Below are 20,316 nucleotides of genomic sequence, written 5' to 3'. Positions count from 1 at the left end.
CGCCGGTCGGTCCTGCGGGACGGCCGGTTTCGTGCGGCGGTACGGGCGGTCCGTACCGACTCCGCCGTCTTCCGCCGCGCGCCCGCGGGCTCAGGACGCGCGCCGCGGGTGCGCCGTGCCCACGGCGAGCTGCGCGCTCGGCCCCAGCAGCACCGCCCAGCCGTCCCGGTCCGCGGCCAGCCAGCCGCGCAGTTGCGCCGCGAACGCGGGCAACTCGGCGGCGAGCGCCACCAGCCGCCGGTCGAAGACCGCCGCACCCTCCGGGGTACGGGACAGCAGCAGCCCGATGCGCCGGACGAGGTCCCGGGTGCCGCACTCCCCGCGCCGCCCGGTGGCGCGGCCGACGGCGGCGAGGAGGGCGTCGAGCACGGCGGGCTCGCGCTCGCGGTCCAGGAGCACGGCGAGCAGTTCGCGGCGCAGGGCGCCCGAGGTGCGGGTGCCGGGATCCGCGACGACGGGCGCGAGCGCGCGGCGTACCACCGGCGAGTGCGCGGTCAGCAGCTCGACGGCGAGCGGGAGGAGCACGGCGCGGTCGCTCTGCCCGTGCTCCAGCCGCCGGTCCACGAAGTCGGCGGCGGCCGCGGCGCCTTCGGGGTGGTGCTCGACGTACTCGCGGACGAGGTCCGCGGCGCTGCGCGCCAGCGCCGGGGCGTCGGCGCGGACGCGGGCGAGGGTGCGCAGCACGTCGGCGGCGCCGTCGCCCGGCCGGTGGAGGAGGTCCCGGAAGGCGTCGAGCACGGGCCCGGGGTGGGTGGCGAGCGCGGGGGCGAAGTCGGCGGGGGCGAGGTGCGGGTCCTCGTCGGCGAGGAGCGCGAGGGCGCGGTCGAGGTGCGCGGGACGGCTCTCGGGGTCGCGGAGGAGTACGGCGAGGGCGGGGCCGTGGAGGGCGTCGTCGCCGGCGCGGTCGAGCAGGGCCTGCGCGGCGTAGCGCAGCAGCGCGCGGTCGGCGGCGCCGCGCGCGTGCCGGGCGGTCCGCGGCGCGTACGCCGCGGCGGCGGCCCGCCGCTCCGGGCGGGGGTCACGCGCCCAGCGGTCCACGGCGCGGCAGAGGGCGGACGGCTCGTCCTCGGCGAGCGCGGCGAGGAGTTCGCCGGCGCGCGGGTGGGCGGTGGCGACGAGGGCGTCGGTGAGGTCGTCCACGGCGCGGGCGCGGTGGGTGTGGAGGAGCGCCTGGGCGGCGTCGGCGACGGTGGCGCCCTCGGCGGACAGAGCGCGCTCGTCGTCGAACCAGCCGACGAGGAGCGGCTGCGCGGGGATCGGGTCGCCGTGCAGCAGTTCCCCGGCGGCGGTCAGGTACGCGGACGGGCGGCGGGTGTCGGCGGGCACGAGGCGGCGCAGCAGGTCGAGGCGGTCGGCGAGCGGGAGGGGCAGCCGGGTGAAGAACGACGGGCCGAAGGGGGCGAGCACGGCGGGGAGTTGCGCGGTGCCGCCGAAGCGGGCGGCGTGCCCGGCGAGGCAGGCGGTGAGGCGCCGGAGCACCTGCCGGTACGGGCGGGCGTCGGGCACCCGCAGCAGGGTCTCGCCGAGCAGATGGGCGGCCCACCAGCCGCCGTCGGCCCCCGGGGGCGTACCGGGGCCCGGTTCAGGGAACGACGTGCGGCGGCTGACCGCGGCGTCGGCGGCGGCCAGCAGGTCCGTCAGCCGGCGGCCCAGCTCCGTACCCCCGTGCCGGCGCTCCAGCAGGAGCAGCGCCTCGACGCACGCCCCGATCCGGTGCGGCGGCACCGGCAGCGCGCGCCGCGCGGCGCCGCCGTCCGCGGAGGACGGCAGGTCGCCGGGGCGCCAGCGCTCGGAGGTGCGGTGGACGAGCACGGCAAGGGCGGCGTCGACGTCGAGGTGGGCGCCCTGGAGCCAGTCGGCGAACTCCTCGTGCACGAACCGGTACCCGGCACCCGCCGGCTCCAGCAGCCCCTCGTCGAGCACCGCGGAGGCCCACCCGGTGAGCCCGGCGAGGTGGTCCGGCACCCGCCAGGGAAACAGCTCCTCGAACGCCGCCCGCTCCAACTCCCCCTGTCCGGGCCCCAGACAGCGCCGCGCCGCCTCATGCGCCTGCCCGGCCACATACACGGCCAGCCGCGAGACGGCGGCCCCCCGAGGCCCGCCGGGACCGGCACCGCGGACGAGCCGAGAGGCGATGCGCAGCGAAACGAGCGCAAGATAAGCCTCGAAAACCTCCCACCGCCGCACCCCGGCGCCGCCCGGTACGGAACCGGAACCGCCGGGCTCCGCGGCGGCAGCCGTTCCCGGCGCCGACGCGGCACCCGCTCCCGCCCCGGCCTGCGGCGAAGCCGCTGCCGTCCCGGACCGGCCGGGACCGGAATAACCCTCGCTCGGATCCGGACCCGCCCCGCCCGCCACCGGTCCCGCGCCCGTGGCCCCCACCCCGGCACCCGTCCCCGGCCGCTCCGCCCCGTACCCGGGGGAACCCGCTCCCCCGCCCGGCTCACCCGGCACCGGCGCCGCGGGCACCAGCCCGGCACTCGCGCCCGGGGCCTGCGCCGGGGCTGTGGCGCCCCCGCGCTCCTCCTGCGTCCCGCCCCGCTCCGCCCCTCCCCCGCCCGGCTCCGCCGCCCCGCCCGCCCGCGGCAGCGCCGCGCGGACTTCCGCCAGCAGCCGCAGCGTCAGCGGGTGGCGGGCCTCCGTCCCGTGGAGGCCGTAGTGGGTGCGGGCCCGGGCCGCCTCCGCCGGGGTGAAGTCCCCCAGCGGGACGCACGGCGGCAGCGTGTCAGGACCCGACCGCCCCGCGTGCGGCATCCCCGCGGGGAACAGCGCACCCGCCCGTTCCCAGTACTCCGGCCGGCACGCCAGCACCAGCCGTACGCCGTGCTCCCCCAGCCACTTCGCCGTGTGCGCCGTCCACTCCCCCAGCGACGCCGCCAGCACCGGCGGCATCTCCTCGGGCCCGTCGAGCAGGACCAGCAACGGCCGTCCCGCGACGTGCGCTTGCGCGGCGACCGCCTCCGGGGTGGCCGACGCCGGGTCGCCCGCGCAGCCGGCGGCACCCGCCGCCGCGGCCACCACGCGCGCGGCGTCGCGCAACGCCCGGGCCACGGCGTCCCGTACACCCGCGTCCGCGACCTTCAGATCCGCACCGCGCAGGCGCACCGACGGCGCGCCCTCCGCGGCGCGGCGGGCCGCGAGCCCGGCGAGTTCCGTGGACCGCCCGGTGCCGGGCCCGCCGACGAGCGCGAGCACGTGCGCGCCACCGCCGGAGAACCGCCCGAACTCCGCCACCACGTCCGGCCGTTCCACCGGCGGCCCCCACCACACATGCGCGCGGGAGCCCCCGCCCTCCGGGCGCGCCGCGCCGGCACAGGCACCGCGCCTCCCCGCGACCGCCGCTCCCCCGGCTCCCGCCACACCGCGAGCGGCCGTGGCGGCCTCGGCCCGCGCGACCCGGTCCGCAGCCGCAACTCCCCGGGCTCCCTGGAAGCCTCCCGCTCCCGCGGCCGCACCACCGCCCGCCGCCCCCAGCTCCACCGCCCCGGCCAGGTTCAGGTCCCGCCCGTACGCCGCCACCTGCGCGCCGCCGCGGTCCAGGGCCGCGCCCAGCGTCCCGGCCGCGTCGTCCGCCGCCCCGCGCAGCGGCACCGCGTGGGCCACCCCGCCGCGGTCCGCGTGCAGCGCGGTGCCGACCACCGCGACCACCGCCCCGCTCGCGGCGTCCACGACCGGCGCGCCGCTCGCCTCGCCGCCCGCGCGCAGCGACTCGTGCGGGGCCAGGGCGAGTTGCAGCACCCCGTCGACGAGGTGGTAGCGGTCGGTCGCGGTGTACGTGGCCGTCGCCGCGGCCACCACCCGCCCCGGCACCCGCGCCAGGGGCAGCGCGACGGCCACCTCCGTGCCGTCGTCGGGCACCGCGGCGGCGAGCGCGAAGGCCCGGGCGCCGGCCAGCCCCCTGGCCCGTACGACCGCCAGGTCCGCGCCCGGCAGCGAGGTGACGTCCGCGGACTCGACCAGCCAGGTGTGCGCGTCGCCGGGCGCGTGCAGCACCAGGCGGGCGAGTCCGTCGACGGCCTCGTGGCTGGTGAGCACCGTGCCCTCGGCGTCCACGAGGAATCCGGTGCCCCGCGGGCGCCCGGCCAGGTCGCGGATGCGGACGACGGTGCCGGGCACGCGCGGCGGCGGCGATGAATACGGCAACGGCCAGCCTCCCCGGGTGAGCCCCAGGGCATGGCTTGCCACCGCCTGATCACGGGAAACGACGAATGGCGCGATGCGCCCCCCAGGGCCACCCGTTCGGCGGAATCCACGCCACCGCGGAGGGCGGGGGCTGCGGTCACGTACCCCCGCACGACCGCCCCGCGGCCCGGCGGACCGCGCGCACAGCCCCGCGGACTACGCGAACACCGCCAGCGCCTTCGCCCGCCCCCCGGCCGGCTCCACCAGCGCCAGGAACCGCCCGTCGGGGCCGAACACCGCGTGCGGCTCCTCAGCCAGCCCCTCCGGCACCGCCACCCGCACCCCGTGCGACAGCAGCCGCGCCTGCTCGGCGTCCACGTCCCAGCGCGGGAAGGCCGCCGCCGCGGCGTCGCCGATCGGCAGCACGTCGAGCCGCTCCTCCAACTGCTCCAGCGTCCGCGCCCCGTCCAGCCCGTACGGGCCGACGCGGGTGCGGCGCAGCGCGGTCAGGTGGCCGCCGACGCCGAGACCGGCGCCGAGGTCGCGGGCCAGGGCGCGGATGTACGTGCCCGAGGAGCACTCGACCGTCACGTCCAGGTCCGTCACCCGGGTGCCGTCCGCGGCCGTCGCCGTCCGCTCGTCGTGCAGCACGAAGGTGCTGACGGTCACCGGCCGCGCCGGCAGCTCCACGGCCTCGCCGTCGAGCACCCGCTTGTACGACCGCTTGCCGTCCACCTTGATCGCGCTGACGGCGGCGGGCACCTGCATGATGTCGCCGGTCAGCCCGGCGATGCCGGCGTCGACCGCGCCGGGCGGCAGGTCACCGGCGTCGGCGGTGGCGGTGACGTCGCCCTCGGCGTCGTCGGTCACCGTCGTCTGGCCGAGCCGGATCGTGGCCCGGTACTCCTTCTCGGTGAGCGCGAGGTGGCCCAGCAGCCGGGTCGCCTTCTCCACGCCGACGACGAGCACGCCCGTCGCCATCGGGTCCAGCGTCCCGGCGTGGCCCACGCGCCGGGTACGGGCCAGCCGGCGCAGCCGGCCGACGACGTCGTGCGAGGTCAGCCCGGCCGGCTTGTCGACGATGACAAGGCCGTCCGGGCCGGTCGGCTTCCCCTTCATGCCCCCGCCGGGCCCCCGTCCGCGTCACCGCGCGCCGCGCCGGGGCCCGGCTCGCCCGGGTCCGCCTCGTCGTCCGCGCCGTCGTCCTCGTCGCGGTCCCGCTTGTACGGGTCCGCCCCCGCCGCGTACTCCGCGCCCGCGGAGACGCTGCGCACCTGCTCGTCCTGGAGCCGGGCGCGCTCCAGGACGTCGTCGATGTTCTTGGCGTTCTCGGGCAGCGCGTCCGGCACGAACGCGAGCGTGGGCGTGAACTTCACCCCGGCGGCCGCGCCGACCGCCGAGCGCAGCACGCCCTTGGCGCTCTCCAGCCCCTTCGCGGCCTGCTCCCGCTCCTCGTCGTCGCCGTACACCGTGTAGAAGACGGTCGCCTCCCGGAGGTCCCCGGTGACGCGCGTGTCGGTGATGGTCACCCGGGAGCCGAGCCGCGGGTCCTTGATCCCCCGCTGCAGCTTCTCGGCCACGACCTCACGGATGAGGTCAGCCAAGCGCTTCGCCCGTGCGTTGTCGGCCACTGGTCCGTCTCCTTGCCCACTTGTCTACTCGTCGTCTTCGTGGTGGATCCGCCGCCGTACGGACAGCAGCTCCACCTCCGGCCGGGCGGCGAGCATCCGCTCGCACCGGTCCAGCATGTCGGTGAGGTGCCCGGCGTCCCCGGAGATGGTCGCCAGTCCGATCACGGTCCGGCGATGCAGATCCTGGTGCCCGACCTCCGCGGCGGTCACCGCGTACTTGCGGATCAGCTCCGCGACGATCGGGCGGACGACGGAGCGCTTCTCTTTCAGCGACCGTACGTCGCCGAGGAGGAAGTCGCAGGAAAGCGTCCCTACGTACACGTGTGTCCGGATCACCCGCCGGTACGGGATATACGGGATGGAAGGCGGCGCGGGGGCGGCCCTTCGTGAAGGGCCGCCCCCGGCCGGCGGTGCTGCCGATCAGGCGCGCGGCTTCTCGCGCATCTCGTACGTCGCGATGACGTCGTCGACCTTGATGTCGTTGTAGTTTCCGAGGTTGATACCGCCCTCGAAGCCTTCGCGGATCTCGGTGACGTCGTCCTTGAAGCGGCGCAGACCCTCGATGTTGAGGTTCTCCGCGACCACCTTGCCGTCGCGGATGACCCGGGCCTTGGTGTTGCGCTTGACCTCGCCGGAGCGGATGAGCACACCGGCGATGTTGCCCAGCTTGGAGGAGCGGAAGACCTCGCGGATCTCGGCGGTGCCGAGCTCCACCTCCTCGTACTCCGGCTTGAGCATGCCCTTCAGCGCGGCCTCGATCTCCTCGATGACCTGGTAGATCACCGAGTAGTACCGGACGTCGACGCCCTCGCGCTCGGCCATCTGCGTCGCCCGGCCCTCGGCGCGGACGTTGAAGCCGATCACGATCGCGTCCGAGCCCGTGGCCAGGTCGATGTCGGTCTCGGTGACCGCACCGACGCCGCGGTGCAGCACGCGCAGGTCGACCTCTTCACCGACGTCCAGTTGCATGAGCGAGGACTCGAGCGCCTCGACGGAACCCGCCGCGTCGCCCTTGATGATGAGGTTGAGCTGCTGCACCTCGCCGGCCTTGAGCACCTTGTCCAGGTCCTCGAGCGACACCCTGCGGGTGCGCTTGGCGAAGGCGGCGTTGCGCTCGCGCGCGGCGCGCTTCTCGGCGATCTGGCGGGCCGTACGGTCCTCCTCGACCACCAGGAAGTTGTCCCCGGCGCCGGGGACGCTGGTCAGACCGAGCACCTGGGCGGGGGTCGAGGGACCGACCTCGTCCAGGGGGTTGCCCAGGTCGTCGAGCATGGCGCGCACGCGGCCGTAGGCGTCGCCGACGACCATCGTGTCGCCGACCCGCAGCGTGCCGCGCTGGACCAGCACGGTCGCCAGGGCGCCGCGGCCGCGGTCGAGGTGGGCCTCGATCGCGATGCCCTCGGCGTCCTGCTTCGGGTTCGCGCGCAGGTCCAGACTGGCGTCCGCGGTGAGGACGACGGCCTCCAGCAGGTTCTCGATGTGCAGACCCTGCTTGGCGGAGATGTCGACGAACATCGTCTCGCCGCCGTACTCCTCGGCCACCAGCCCGTACTCGGTGAGCTGGCCGCGCACCTTCGACGGGTCCGCGCCCTCGACGTCGATCTTGTTGACCGCGACGACGATCGGCACGTCGGCCGCCTTGGCGTGGTTCAGCGCCTCGACCGTCTGCGGCATCACGCCGTCGTTGGCCGCGACCACGAGGATCGCGATGTCGGTCGCCTTCGCACCGCGGGCACGCATGGCGGTGAACGCCTCGTGACCCGGGGTGTCGATGAAGGTGATCCGGCGCTCGTCGCCGTTGACGTCGGTCGCCACCTGGTACGCACCGATGTGCTGGGTGATGCCGCCGGCCTCGCCCTCCAGGACGTTGGTCTTGCGGATCGCGTCCAGCAGGCGCGTCTTGCCGTGGTCGACGTGACCCATGACGGTGACCACCGGGGGCCGCGCCACGAGCGCTTCCTCGCCGCCCTCGTCCTCGCCGAACTCGATGTCGAAGGAGTCGAGGAGCTCGCGGTCCTCCTCCTCCGGGCTGACGACCTGGACGGTGTAGTTCATCTCCTCGCCCAGGAGGTGCAGCGTCTCGTCGGACACGGACTGCGTCGCGGTGACCATCTCGCCCAGGTTGAACATCACCTGGACCAGGGACGCCGGGTTGGCGTTGATCTTCTCCGCGAAGTCGGTGAGCGACGCGCCGCGGGAGAGACGGACCGTCTCGCCCTTGCCGCGCGGGAGCATCACGCCGCCGATGGACGGCGCCTGCATCTGCTCGTACTCCTGGCGGCGCTGCCGCTTCGACTTGCGACCACGGCGCGCCGGACCGCCCGGACGCCCGAAGGCGCCCTGCGTGCCGCCGCGGCCACCGGGACCGCCGGGACGACCGCCGAAGCCGGGACGGCCACCGCCGCCACCGCCGCCGGGACGGCCGCCGAAGCCGCCGCCACCGCCGCCGCCACCGGGACGACCGCCGAAGCCGCCGCCACCGCCGGGACGACCGCCGCCGCCACCGCCGCCGCCCGGACGACCGCCGGGACCGCCGCCGCCCGGACGGCCACCGCCGCCGGGACGACCGCCGGCCGGGGCGCCGGGGCGCCCGCTGGGGGCGGGACGCTGGGGCATCATGCCGGGGTTCGGGCGCGGGCCGCCGGGACGGGCGCCGCCGCCCTGGCCGCCCTGCGGCCGGGGCATGCCGCCCGGGGTGGGCCGGGAGCCGCCCGGCGCCTGCGGGCGCGGACCGCCGCCCTGCGCACCGCCCTGGCCGCCGCCGGGGCGGGGGGCCTGCGGGCGCGGGGCCTGCGGCCGGGCCATGCCGGTGGAGCCGCTGGACGTGAAGGGGTTGTTACCCGGGCGCGGGCCCGCGGGCCGGGCGCCGGGACGCGGGCCTGGCGCACCGGAGCGCCCGCCGCCGGGACGGCCGCCGCCGCTGTCGGGCCGGCCGCCGCCCTGACCGCCGCCACCGCCACGCGCGGGGGCGGGCGGACGCGGGCCCGGCTTGACGCCGGGCTTGGGGGCGCCGCCGCGGTCCGCGGCGGGCGGTGCGGTGAACTCCGGCGCCTCGGGCGCCGGGGCCTTCTGCGCCGGGGGGGTCGGGCCCGGAGCCGGGCGGGGGCCCGGACCGGGTGCGGGCCTGCCTGCGTCGGCGCCGGGGCGCGGCGCGGGCTTGCGCTCCGCGGCCTGCTCGGGCTTGACGGGGGCGGGCTTCGCCGCGGGTGCGCCGGGGACGCCGGGCTTGGCGGCGGCCTTCTTCGGCGCTGCGGGCTTGCCGGCGGGCTTGGCCGCAGCCGAGCCGTTGCCGGACTGGAATGCGTCAGTCAGTTTGCGTACGACCGGCGCCTCGATGGTCGAGGACGCCGAGCGGACGAATTCGCCAAGTTCTTGGAGCTTGGCCATGACGACCTTGCTCTCGACGCCGAACTCCTTGGCGAGTTCGTATACCCGGACCTTAGCCACTTCGCTCCTTCTGGTCCGGGGGTGTCCGCCGGACCGTCGCTACTTCTGCATGGGCGTACTCATCGCGTACTCATCGAGTGCTCATCGCAATCTCGACCCACTTCCGACTCGCGAGGTACCTGGTCGCGCGGGGTTCCGCGCGACGCTCGTCTTCTTCGTGCTCATGTCTGCCTCCACGGCCTGCTGCTCCACGAAACGGTCCACGTCCGCGGTGCCGAGCGGGCCCTGGGCCCGCAGGGCCCGGACGAACGCCCGGCGGCGGACCGCCAGGTCGAGGCATGCCTTGACGGGGTGCAGATAAGCGCCCCGGCCGGGCAGCGTACCGCGGGGATCAGGGACGCACGCGCCCCCGGCCTCCACCACACGCAGCAGATCGCCTTTGGTCGCACGCACCCGGCACCCCACGCAGGTGCGCTCGGGGCAGGCCCGGGCACGCGTCCGGCCAGACACGCTCAAGTCTACCTCCACGGCCGACAGGCACCGCCTCGGGGTACCGATCGAACGGCTGTTTTCGCCCACGGCGAGGCACAGCCCACGGCGGGCCCGACGATACGTGATCTACGCCCGTCGGTGCGACCCGGTTTTCACGGCCGACCGCCGGCCCGGGAGCCGGGCGCGGACGGCGCCGGGGCCGCGTACCGGACCCCGGCGTCAGTCGGCCGGCTGCTCGGTGTCGGGGCGGATGTCGATGCGCCAGCCCGTCAGCCTGGCCGCCAGGCGGGCGTTCTGGCCCTCCTTGCCGATCGCCAGCGAGAGCTGGTAGTCCGGCACCGTCACCCGGGCCGAGCGGGCCGCCAGGTCCACGATGTCGACCTTGGTCACCCGCGCCGGCGACAGCGCGTTGGCGACCAGGTCGCCCGGCTCGTCCGACCAGTCGACGATGTCGATCTTCTCGCCGCCCAGCTCCGCCATCACGTTGCGCACCCGGCCGCCCATCGGGCCGATGCAGGCGCCCTTGGCGTTCAGCCCGGAGCGGGTGGACCGCACCGCGATCTTCGTGCGGTGCCCGGCCTCGCGGGCGATGGCCGCGATCTCCACCGAGCCGTCGGCGATCTCCGGCACCTCCAGCGCGAAGAGCTTCTTCACCAGGTTCGGATGTGTGCGCGACAGGGTCACGGACGGGCCGCGTACGCCCTTGGTCACCCGCACCACGTACGTGCGCAGCCGGGTGCCGTGCTTGTACTCCTCGCCCGGCACCTGCTCCTGCACCGGCAGGATGGCCTCCAGCCGGCCGATGTCCACCAGCACGTTGTTCGGGTCCTTGCCCTGCTGCACGACGCCCGTGACGATGTCGCCCTCGCGGCCCGCGTACTCACCGAAGGTGATCTCCTCCTCGGCGTCCCGCAGCCGCTGCAGGATGACCTGCTTCGCGGTGGTGGCGGCGATCCGGCCGAAACCCGACGGGGTGTCGTCGAACTCGCGCGCCTCCCCGCCCTCCGGCACGTCGTCCGGGTCCTCCTTGGCCCACACCGTGACGTGCCCGGTCTCCCGGTTCAGCTCCACGCGGGCCTGCTGCCGGCTGCCCTCGGTGCGGTGGTACGCGATGAGGAGGGCCGACTCGATGGCCTCGACCAGCAGGTCGAAGGAGATCTCCTTCTCCCGCACCAAGCCGCGCAGCGCGCTCATGTCGATGTCCACTGCTACGAACCCTCCTCGTCCTTCGTCACCTTGCGGTTGAACTCGATCTCGACCCGGGCCGTGGCGATCTCGCCGAACTCCAGTCGCCGGGCAGTGGGCTTACGACCCTTCACCCCCGGCACCTCCAGGTCCAGTCCCGCGTCGTCCACCGCGGTGATCCGTCCCACGACCTCGCCCCCCTCCCGTAGCTGCACCTTGACCAAACGGTCCGCGGCACGACGGTAGTGGCGCGGCAGGGTCAGCGGGCGGTCCGTACCGGGAGAGGTGACTTCCAGGACGTACGGGCGATCGCCCATGGCGTCGGAGGCGTCCAGCTCCCCGGCGATGCGCCGGCTCAAGTCGGCGCAGGTGTCGAGGCCCACGCCGCCGTCGGCGTCGACCACGACCCGCAGGACACGCCGCCTGCCGGCCGGGGTGAGCTCGATCTCCTCCAGATCGAGGTCGCGTTCCTTGACGAGCGGCTCCAGCAGATCCCGCAGCCTCTCGTTCTGGGTGGTGCTCATCCGGGTGACTCCTCGGCCGCGTGTGCTGTTGTGTGACGTCACGTCCGGTCAAAGCGTATCCGCTCCACGACCTGTGCGTTGCCCACCGGTACGCTCGGCTCGTGCGGATCAAGGGACTCCCGGCGAGAAGGACCGTGCTGGCCGGTGCCGCCCTGCTGGCGGCGACAGGCACCACCGCGAGCTGTTCCGGAGACGGCGGCGGCGACGGGGACCCCGACCCCGCGCGCACCGAACGGCTCCGGCGCCGTGCCGCGGACGAGTCGCGCTTACTGCTGCGGCGCTACGACGCGACCACGGCGGCCCACCCCGGTCTGGCCGACGGGCTGGCCCCGCTGCGCGCGGAGGTGGCGCAGCACGTGGCCGCCCTGGCCCGCGGCCTGCCCGCGGACACCCGCGCCGCGTCTCCGGCACGGGGGGCGGAGGGGCCCGGCGACCGCGCGGACGCCGCTCCCCCGCCGCCCGCGAAGAAGCGCGGCGGCGAGCCGGTGGCCGCGGAACCGGCGCGGGCCCTCGCCGAGTTGGCCACCGCGGAGAAACGCACCGCCGATGCCCACACCGCCGCCCTGGCCACGGCCCCGGGGGAGTTCGCGGGCCTGCTGGCCTCGGTCGCCGCGGCGGGCGCGGCCCACGTCTACCTCCTCGGGGCGATGGCGTGAGTGCTACGGGGCCCGCCCCCCGGCGCCGCGGCGGGCGCCGTACCCAGCGCGGCGGCCGGGCGGCGGGCCGCCCCCGTCCCGTACCCCAGGAGGCACCGTGAGCGACCCGTCCGACGAGGCCCGCGCCGCGGCGCAGCGCGCGCTGGCCGCCGAGCACGCCGCCGTCTACGGCTACGGCGTCGTCGGCGCCCGCGCCGGCGGCCTGGCCGACCAGGCGCGCGCAGGCTACGACGCCCACCGCGCCCGCCGCGACGCCCTGAGCCGCGTCGTCAGCGACCTCGGCGACCGGCCGCAGCCCGCGGCCGCCGCGTACGCGCTGCCGTTCGAGGTGCCGGACGAGGCCGCCGCCGTCCGGCTGGCGACCGAGCTGGAGGACCGGATCGCGGGCAGCTACGCCGACCTCGTCCGGGCAGCGGAGGGCGAGCTGCGCCGCGACGCGGCGGCCGCGCTGCGCGAGGCGGCGGTCCGGGCGGCACGCTGGCGCGGCGGGAGCGTAGCCTTCCCTGGGCTGGCCGAACGCACGCCCGACACCGCACCCGCCGGCCGGCAGGAGGGCGCCGGCCGCCAGGACTGACCCGCCCGGCAGGACCGACCCAGCAAGAGGACACCGCCCGCATGGCATCTGCACCGCAGTACAGGGCCGAGCCGCCGGAGCGCCTGGTGCGCCACGTCTCGGCCCACGGCGACCCGGGCCGCGCCTGGCTCGCGGGGCTGTCCGGGCTGGTGGAGGGGCTGCTGCGGCGCTGGGCACTGATTCCGGAGCGGGTGCACGCGCCGGGCGGCAGGACCAGCGTCCTCGTCCTCGTACGGCAGGAGGACGGCACTCCGGCGGCGCTCAAGGTCGCGTACGAGCCGGAGCGCATCGCGGCCGAGCAGCGCGCGCTGGAGCACTGGAACGGCGTCGGCGCGGTGCGGCTGCTGCGCGCAGACGCCGCCTCGGGGGCGCTGCTGCTGGAACGGCTCCAGGCGGACGTCAGCCTCCGCTCGCTGGCGGAGGCGAAGGCGCAGTTGGAGGCGGCGGCGACGCTCCAGCGGCTGTGGACCGCGCCGCCCGCGGGCCACCCGCTGCCGACCGTGGCCGAGCACACCGGGCGGCTCGCGGAGCGGCTGCGCGCGCTGCGCGCCGAGCCGTACGCGGAGCTGGTCGACGCGGCGCTGGACCGGCGCGAGGCGCTGCTCGGCGACCGGGCGGCGGCGGGGCCCGACGTGCTGCTGCACGGCGACTACCACCAGGGGCACGTGCTGGCCGCCGAGCGGATGCCGTGGCTCGCGGTGGGGCCGCGACCGCTGGTGGGCGAGCGGGCGTACGACCTGGCCTGGCCGGCGCGGGACCGCGTCGACACCCTGGTGGCCGCACCGGGCGCGGCGGCGGCGACCAGGCGGCGGCTGACGAAGCTGGCCGACGCGCTGGACGTCGACCGCGACCGGCTGCGGGACTGGACGCTGTTCCGCTGCGTCGCGACGGGCGTGACCGCCCTGACCCGCGGCGACCGCAACGGCGGCGAACTGCACCTGGAGTACGCGGGCTGGCTCTGACCGCCCGGGCCGCCGGCGGTGGCCGACAGCCGTCCGTGGACGGCCTGTTGGCGTTCTCTGGGCGGCGGGGGCGACGCCCTAGGATGCCCGCATGGATCTGGCCCCGCCCTCGCGCATACGGTCCCAGTGGGCCCTGGTCGCCGGGGCCGTCGTGGTCGCGGCCGGGGTGCTGGCCGCGAGCATCGCCTACGTGATGGGCGGTGACGACGACGCCGCCGCCGACGCTCAGGAGGAGGTGCGGGCGTACGTGGCCGCCTGGGCGCGCGGCGACGGCGAGGAGGCCGCGAGCCACACCGACCGGCCCCGGGCCGCCGCCGACCTGCTGGACTCCGTGCACCGCGGGCTGGATCCGAAGGACGTGCTCGTCTCCCTCGACGACGCCGAGAAGGGCGACGACGGCACGTACACCGTGCCGTTCTCCGTCCGGCTGCGGCTGCCGGACTTCGGCACCTGGGAGTACGAGACCCGCGCGGTGGCCCTGCCCCCGTCCCACGGCCAGGACGGCGGCGACGGCGAGGGCGGTGAGTCCGGTAAGGACGGCGGCGGGGCGGACCCCGGCTGGCAGGTGCGCTGGGAGCCCCGGCTCGTGCATCCCGCGCTGCGCCGCCACCAGACCCTCGTCACCACCACCCGGCGCGCCGAGCGCGCCCCGATACTCGCCGCCGACGGCTCCGAACTGGCCGGCGACGCCACGGTGTGGGCCGTCTCCATCTGGCCCGCGAAGCTGTCGGACCCCGGCCGCGCGTACGCGGCCCTCGCCGACCCCGCGCTCGGCGCGGACCTCGACGTGCCGCGGCTGAAGAAGCGCGTGGCCGCCGCGGACCCCGACGAGTCGGTGCCGGTGGTGACGCTGCGGGACGAGGTCTACCGACAGCACCGCGACCGGCTGCTGGCCGTTCCCGGGCTGCAGTTCGTCGACTCCCGGCAGCCCGTCGCGCACCTGGCCCGTTCCCTGGTCGGCGCTGTCGCGCCGGACTCCGGCAGGGGCGCCTCGGCGCTGCAGGCGCGCTACGACAAGCGGCTGTACGCGGCGCCCGGCGCCGAGGTCGTGGTCGCCGACCGGGCGACGGGCGCGCCGGTGCGCACCCTGGCCCGCAAGAAGCCGGGCGCGGGCAAGCCGGTGCGCACGACGATCGACCCGGGGGTGCAGCGGGCCGCGGAGGAGGCGGTCGGCGGGCTCGGCAAGAGCGCCTCGATCGTTGCGGTCGACCCCGGTACGGGCCGGGTGCTGGCCGTCGCGGACAGCCCTGACTCCGGTGAGAGCCACGCGCTGACCGGCCGGTTCCCGCCCGGCTCCACCTTCAAGACGGTCACCGCAGCCGCACTTCTGGAGGGCGGCCTTGCCGCCGGGGACCGGGTGGCCTGCCCGGCGGCGGCGAACGTGGCGGGGCAACGCTTCGAGAACCAGGACGAGTTCGACCTGCCGCCCGGCACCACCTTCGCGGAGGCGTTCGCGCGGTCCTGCAACACCGCCTTCGTCGGCCTGCGCGACGAACTGGACGAGAGGACCCTGACGCGCACCGCCCGCGCCTTCGGCGTCGGCGGCACCTGGCAGGTCGGCGCGGCCACCTTCGACGGCAGCGTGCCGGCGGCCGGGAGCGACAACGACAAGGCGGCGGCGATGATCGGGCAGGGCCGGGTGGAGGCGAGCCCGCTGGTGATGGCGTCGGTGGCGGCGACGGTGAAGGACGGCAGGTTCCGCCAGCCGGTGCTGGTGCCGGACGCGGTGGACGAGCCGTACCGGGCGCCGGAGACGCTCGACGCGCGCACCTACGAGCAGTTGCGCTCGCTGATGCGGGGCGTCGTCACCGACGGCTCGGGCTCGGCGCTCGCGGGGCTGCCCGGCCGGCCGCACGCCAAGACGGGCACCGCCGAGTTCGGCACCCGGACCCCTCCGCGGACCCACGCCTGGATGATCGGATATCTGGAGGGCGCGGACCTCGCGTTCAGCGTGCTCGTCGAGGACGGCGGCTCGGGCGGCAAGGACGCGGGCCCGGTCGCCGCCGACTTCCTCCGCGCGGCCGCGCCCGCACCGGGCGGCTCCGGCCGGTAACGCCGCCATCGGGCCCGGTACCGCCTGGGCGGCGGCTCTCCCACCGCCGCCCGGACCCGTACGGCCCCGGGGGTGGCAGCCACCGCCGCCCCTCAGCTCCGCCGGCGCCGTCCTCGTCAGTTCCGTCCGCCGGCGCGGTCCGCCGACTCCGCCGGCTCTCCGCGGCCGGCGCCGCGGCGGTCAGCCGGCCGACGTCAGCCGCGCCAGCGCCTCGTCCACCGGCAGTTCCTCGCGCTCGCCGGTGCGGCGGTCCTTCAGCTCCACCACGCCGTCGCCCGCGCGCCGCCCGGCGACCAGGATCTGCGGCACCCCGATCAGCTCGGCGTCGGTGAACTTCACGCCGGGCGACACCGACGCCCGGTCGTCCACCAGCACCCGCACGCCCGCCGCGCCCAGCTTCTCCGCCAGCTCCAGCGCCAGCTCCGTCTGCTTGGCCTTGCCCGCCGCGACGATGTGCACGTCCGCCGGGGCCACCTCGCGCGGCCAGCACAGCCCCAGCTCGTCGTGCGTCTGCTCGGCGAGCGCGGCGACGGCCCGGGAGACCCCGATCCCGTACGAACCCATGGTCACCCGCACCGGCTTGCCGTTCTGGCCGAGGACGTCCAGCTCGAAGGCGTCGGCGTACTTGCGGCCGAGCTGGAAGATGTGGCCGATCTCGATGGCCCGGTCCAGCTCGATGCCCGCGCCGCAGCGCGGGCAGGGGTCGCCGGGCTCGACGACGACCACGTCGAGGTACTGGTCGACCTCGAAGTCGCGGCCGCACACCACGTTGCGCGCGTGCGAGTCGGGCTTGTTGGAGCCGGTCACCCACGAGGTGCCGGGGGCGACCCGCGGGTCGGCCAGGTAGCGGAACGCCTTGCCGGCCATGCCCTGCGGGCCGACGTACCCCCGGACCAAATCGGGGCGCCCGGCGAAGTCCTCGGCCGTGACGACCTCGACCTCGGCCGGGGCCAGGTGCTCGGCGAGCTTGCCCAGGTCCACCTCGCGGTCGCCGGGAACGCCGACCGCGGTGATCTCGCCGTCGATCTTCACCAGCAGGTTCTTCAGCGTTGCGGACGCGGGGATGCCCAGGTGCGCGGCGAGGGTCTCGATCGTCGGGGTGTCCGGGGTGTCCAGCTCCTCGACCGGCGGGTGCCCCTCGACCGGGGAGGGCGCCACCGTCGTCGTCATCGCCTCGGTGTTCGCGGCGAAGCCGCAGGCGGGGCACTGCACATAGGTATCCTCGCCGGCGGAAGCCGGGGCCAGGAACTCCTCGCTCGCCGAGCCGCCCATGGCGCCGGAGACGGCGGAGACGATCCGGAAGTCGAAGCCGAGCCGCTCGAAGATCCGCTGGTACGCCTCGCGGTGCAGCCCGTACGCGGCGGCCAGGCCCTCGTCGGTGGTGTCGAAGGAGTACGAGTCCTTCATGTGGAACTCGCGGCCGCGCAGCACGCCGGAGCGGGGCCGCGCCTCGTCCCGGTACTTGATCTGGATCTGGTAGAGGATCACGGGCATGTCCTTGTAGGACGAGCACTGATCCTTGACGACCTGGGCGAACAGCTCCTCGTGCGTGGGCCCCAGCACGTAGTCGACGCCTTTGCGGTCCTTGAGGGAGAAGAGCAGGTCGCCGTACTCCTCGGCGCGGCCCGTCGTCTCGTACAGCTCGCGGGGCAGCAGGGCCGGCAGCAGCACCTCCTGGCCGCCGATCGCGTCCATCTCCTCGCGGACGACGCGCGCCACGTTCTCCAGGACCCGCTTGCCGAGCGGCAGCCACGTCCACACCCCGGCGGACGAGCGGCGGACATAGCCCGCGCGGACGAGCAGCTTGTGGCTCGCGGTCTCGGCGTCGGCGGGGTCGTCGCGCAGCGTCTTGAGCATCATCCGGGACATGCGCTGAACGTGGCTGTGCTGGCTCATGCCCCGGACTCTAGCGCCGGACGCGGGCCCGCCGGTAATTCGTCCGCCGAAGCTGTGGACAACTCGCGGGTTGTGGACGACTCAGCGAAGCAGCGGCAGCTCCGCGCCCATCACCACGTACGGGCTGGGGGCGCCGGGGAAGACCACGCGGCGGGCGAGGTCGCGGTAGCCGAGCTGCCGGTACAGGTGGCGTGCGGGGCTCTCCACGTCGATCGCCGAGAGCAGGCTCCTGGGCTCGTCGGCGGAGTCGGTGATCCGCGTGATCAGCTCGCGGCCGATGCCGCGCTGCTGGAAGGCGGGGTGCACGTGGAGTTCGGTGATGACGAAGGCGTCGTCCAGCCAGCGGTCCTCGCCGGCCGCGCGCAGATAGGGCTGGACGACCGTGGACCACCAGTACACGCGGTTGTTCGGCATGCCGTAGACGAACCCGGCGAGCCGCCCGGCGGCGGTGGTGGCGCCCAGCGCCCGGGCGCCCGTGTTGGTCAGGTGCCGCAGTACGACATGGCGGCGGACGGCGATCTCGTCGTCGGTGAGCCCGAAGGCGACGGCCTGTACGGCAAGCGCGTCGTCCACGCGGGCGGCGAGGTCGAGAGGGCCGACGACGACGTCATCCATGGCTGCGCACCCTACCCTGCGCCCGCGCCCCGCCTGCCCACCCCCGTGGCCACGCCCCGGCCGCGACGCCGGAACGCCGCGGAGACGAGTCCCGTACGCGCCCCGCACGCCCCCGTGCCGCCGCGGAGCGGGCTCTCAGAACAGCACGCTCATGAACGCCCCGACCTCGCGGAAGCCCACCCGGCGATACGCCGCGCGCGCCACCGTGTTGAAGTCGTTCACGTACAGGCTGACCACCGGCGCCACCTCGCGCAGCGCGTACCGCAGGACGGCCGCGAGGCCGGTCTCCGACAGCCCGCGCCCGCGGTGCTCCGGCGCCACCCACACGCCCTGGATCTGGCACGCGCGCGCTGTCGCCGCGCCGATCTCCGCCTTGAACACGACCTGGCCGTCCTCCACGCGCGCGAAGGACCGGCCGCCGCCCACGAGTTCCGCGACCCGCGCCTGGTACAGCAGCCCGCCGTCGCCGGCGAGCGGCGAGATGCCGACCTCCTCGGTGAACATGGCCACGCACGCCGGCATGATCAGGTCCATCTCGTCCTTGCGGATGCGGCGGACCAGCGGGTCCGGCACGACCTCCGCGGGCATCGAGGTGGTGACCATCAGCGGCTGCCGCGCGCGCACCTCGCGCGCGGGCCCCCAGGCGGGCTCCAGCAGGGACCACAGCTCTGCGGTGGGCTCGGCCGGGCCGACGATCGACGAGCAGCGCCGCCCGGCGCGCCGGGCGCGCTCGGCGAAGCCGCGTACCGCCTCGGGGGTGGCGCAGACGGGCACGAGGTTGGCGCCGGCGTAGCAGAGGGACTCCAGCCGCCCGCCCGCGTACCAGCCCCACAGCTCACCGCCGAGCCGCCAGGGGTCGAGCCCCGCGACGGCGACGCGGGAGGCGACGAACGCGTTGGCGACCGGCTCGCGGTCGAGCACGGCGCGGGCGGCGTCGAGCTCCGCGGGCTCCAGCAGCCGGGTGGTGGTGGTCGTCAACACAGCGGCACTGTACCTGTGCCCGCGTCCGCCCGCTTCCTGCGGGTACGCGCCGTGCCCGGCGGTCAGCCGACGGTGACCTCCGGCTCGCCGGCGGCGGCGCCGTCGGCCTCCATCCGGTCGGCGATCTTCATCGCCTCCTCGATCAGCGTCTCGACGATCTTCGACTCGGGGACGGTCTTGATGACCTCTCCCTTGACGAAGATCTGGCCCTTGCCGTTGCCGGAGGCGACGCCGAGGTCGGCCTCGCGGGCCTCGCCCGGGCCGTTGACGACGCAGCCCATGACGGCGACGCGCAGCGGCACCTCCATGCCGTCCAGACCCGCGGTGACCTCGTCGGCGAGCTTGTAGACGTCGACCTGGGCGCGGCCGCAGGAGGGGCAGGAGACGATCTCCAGCCGGCGCTCGCGCAGCCCGAGGGACTCCAGGATCTGGATGCCGACCTTGACCTCCTCCACCGGCGGGGCGGAGAGGGAGACGCGGATCGTGTCACCGATGCCCTCGCCGAGGAGCGAGCCGAACGCGACGGCGGACTTGATGGTGCCCTGGAAGGCGGGCCCGGCCTCGGTGACGCCGAGGTGCAGCGGGTAGTCGCACTGGGCGGCGAGCTGCCGGTAGGCGTTGACCATGACGACCGGGTCGTTGTGCTTCACCGAGATCTTGATGTCCGTGAAGCCGTGCTCCTCGAAGAGCGAGCACTCCCACAGCGCGGACTCGACCAGCGCCTCCGGGGTGGCCTTGCCGTACTTCGCGAGCAGCCGCCGGTCGAGCGAGCCGGCGTTCACGCCGATACGGATCGGGGTGCCGGCGGCGGAGGCCGCCTGGGCGATCTGCTTGACCTGGTCGTCGAACTTCTTGATGTTGCCCGGGTTCACCCGGACCGCGGCGCAGCCGGCGTCGATCGCGGCGTAGACGTACTTGGGCTGGAAGTGGATGTCCGCGATGACGGGGATCTGCGACTTCCTGGCGATCACGGGCAGCGCGTCGGCGTCGTCCTGCGTGGGGCAGGCCACCCGGACGATCTGGCAGCCGGAGGCGGTCAGCTCGGCGATCTGCTGGAGGGTGGCGCCGATGTCGGAGGTGCGGGTGGTGGTCATCGACTGGACGGAGACCGGTGCCTCGCCGCCGACGGCGACGGACCCGACCTGCAGCGTACGACTCGCCCTGCGCTCGGCCATCTTCAGCGGAACGGACGGCATTCCCAGCGAAACGGCAGTCATCTGACGGCAACCCCTGATGTA

Annotated in this window: 15 protein-coding genes and 1 pseudogene; 4 read left to right on the top strand and 12 right to left on the bottom strand. The window is 75.7% G+C overall.

Going from position 1 to position 20,316, the window contains the following annotated elements; all coding sequences use genetic code 11:
• Positions 1-90: 90 nt before the first annotated feature.
• The 8 genes and pseudogenes from ACFYVJ_RS21090 to rimP form a co-directional block, all read right to left on the bottom strand.
• Complete coding sequence (locus tag ACFYVJ_RS21090; RefSeq protein WP_388893542.1) at positions 91-4,143, bottom strand: serine protease; 4,053 nt, start codon at positions 4,141-4,143, stop codon at positions 91-93.
• Positions 4,144-4,338: 195 nt separating this feature from the next.
• Positions 4,339-5,241: a tRNA pseudouridine(55) synthase TruB gene (truB, locus tag ACFYVJ_RS21085; protein ID WP_388893539.1), complete on the bottom strand. Its 903-nt coding sequence runs from the start codon at positions 5,239-5,241 to the stop codon at positions 4,339-4,341.
• Entirely contained in the window at positions 5,238-5,753 is a 516-nt protein-coding gene (gene rbfA / locus ACFYVJ_RS21080; protein ID WP_388893537.1) for a 30S ribosome-binding factor RbfA, read from the bottom strand. Before rbfA ends, truB begins: the two co-directional genes overlap by 4 nt.
• Before the next feature lie 24 nt (positions 5,754-5,777).
• Complete coding sequence (locus ACFYVJ_RS21075; protein WP_101421154.1) at positions 5,778-6,074, bottom strand: DUF503 domain-containing protein; 297 nt, start codon at positions 6,072-6,074, stop codon at positions 5,778-5,780.
• A gap of 99 nt (positions 6,075-6,173) precedes the next feature.
• On the bottom strand, positions 6,174-9,200 hold the full coding sequence (gene infB / locus ACFYVJ_RS21070; protein ID WP_388893535.1) for a translation initiation factor IF-2: 3,027 nt from the start codon (positions 9,198-9,200) through the stop codon (positions 6,174-6,176).
• 183 nt (positions 9,201-9,383) lie between these two features.
• Positions 9,384-9,650 (bottom strand): annotated as a pseudogene (locus tag ACFYVJ_RS21065) (YlxR family protein); the annotation flags it as partial.
• A gap of 201 nt (positions 9,651-9,851) precedes the next feature.
• On the bottom strand, positions 9,852-10,838 hold the full coding sequence (gene nusA / locus ACFYVJ_RS21060; protein WP_388893533.1) for a transcription termination factor NusA: 987 nt from the start codon (positions 10,836-10,838) through the stop codon (positions 9,852-9,854).
• Positions 10,839-10,840: 2 nt separating this feature from the next.
• Positions 10,841-11,341, bottom strand: coding sequence for a ribosome maturation factor RimP (gene rimP, locus ACFYVJ_RS21055; RefSeq protein WP_388893531.1), 501 nt, complete (start codon positions 11,339-11,341; stop codon positions 10,841-10,843).
• Positions 11,342-11,442: 101 nt separating this feature from the next.
• Here rimP and ACFYVJ_RS21050 point away from each other — a divergent pair, with 101 nt between their 5' ends.
• The 4 genes from ACFYVJ_RS21050 to ACFYVJ_RS21035 all read left to right on the top strand — a co-directional run bounded on the left by ACFYVJ_RS21050 (position 11,443) and on the right by ACFYVJ_RS21035 (position 15,586).
• Positions 11,443-11,997, top strand: coding sequence for a hypothetical protein (locus ACFYVJ_RS21050; protein ID WP_388893529.1), 555 nt, complete (start codon positions 11,443-11,445; stop codon positions 11,995-11,997).
• A gap of 97 nt (positions 11,998-12,094) precedes the next feature.
• Positions 12,095-12,571 carry a ferritin-like domain-containing protein gene (locus tag ACFYVJ_RS21045; protein WP_388893527.1) on the top strand — a complete coding sequence of 159 codons (477 nt, stop codon included), beginning with the start codon at positions 12,095-12,097 and terminating at the stop codon, positions 12,569-12,571.
• A gap of 41 nt (positions 12,572-12,612) precedes the next feature.
• On the top strand, positions 12,613-13,533 hold the full coding sequence (locus ACFYVJ_RS21040) for an aminoglycoside phosphotransferase family protein (RefSeq protein ID WP_388893525.1): 921 nt from the start codon (positions 12,613-12,615) through the stop codon (positions 13,531-13,533).
• 91 nt (positions 13,534-13,624) lie between these two features.
• Positions 13,625-15,586, top strand: a complete 1,962-nt coding sequence (locus ACFYVJ_RS21035) for a penicillin-binding transpeptidase domain-containing protein (protein ID WP_388893523.1) — start codon at positions 13,625-13,627, stop codon at positions 15,584-15,586.
• Positions 15,587-15,766: 180 nt separating this feature from the next.
• On the opposite strand, the gene ACFYVJ_RS21030 is transcribed toward ACFYVJ_RS21035, so the two are convergent.
• From ACFYVJ_RS21030 to ispG, 4 genes are all read right to left on the bottom strand, one after another.
• Complete coding sequence (locus ACFYVJ_RS21030; RefSeq protein ID WP_388893521.1) at positions 15,767-17,482, bottom strand: proline--tRNA ligase; 1,716 nt, start codon at positions 17,480-17,482, stop codon at positions 15,767-15,769.
• An 81-nt stretch (positions 17,483-17,563) separates the two neighbouring features.
• Positions 17,564-18,097 (bottom strand): GNAT family N-acetyltransferase, encoded by a 534-nt coding sequence (locus ACFYVJ_RS21025; RefSeq protein WP_388893519.1) that lies wholly within the window; start codon positions 18,095-18,097, stop codon positions 17,564-17,566.
• 135 nt (positions 18,098-18,232) lie between these two features.
• On the bottom strand, positions 18,233-19,078 hold the full coding sequence (locus tag ACFYVJ_RS21020; RefSeq protein ID WP_388893517.1) for a GNAT family N-acetyltransferase: 846 nt from the start codon (positions 19,076-19,078) through the stop codon (positions 18,233-18,235).
• A gap of 62 nt (positions 19,079-19,140) precedes the next feature.
• Complete coding sequence (ispG, locus tag ACFYVJ_RS21015) at positions 19,141-20,295, bottom strand: flavodoxin-dependent (E)-4-hydroxy-3-methylbut-2-enyl-diphosphate synthase (protein ID WP_101421164.1); 1,155 nt, start codon at positions 20,293-20,295, stop codon at positions 19,141-19,143.
• Positions 20,296-20,316 lie beyond the last annotated feature (21 nt).

This window comes from Streptomyces sp. NPDC004134 (assembly GCF_042874195.1).
Lineage (GTDB): Bacteria > Actinomycetota > Actinomycetes > Streptomycetales > Streptomycetaceae > Streptomyces.
Note: the sequence above shows the minus strand (reverse complement) of the source record. Positions and strands in the feature narration are given on the sequence as shown.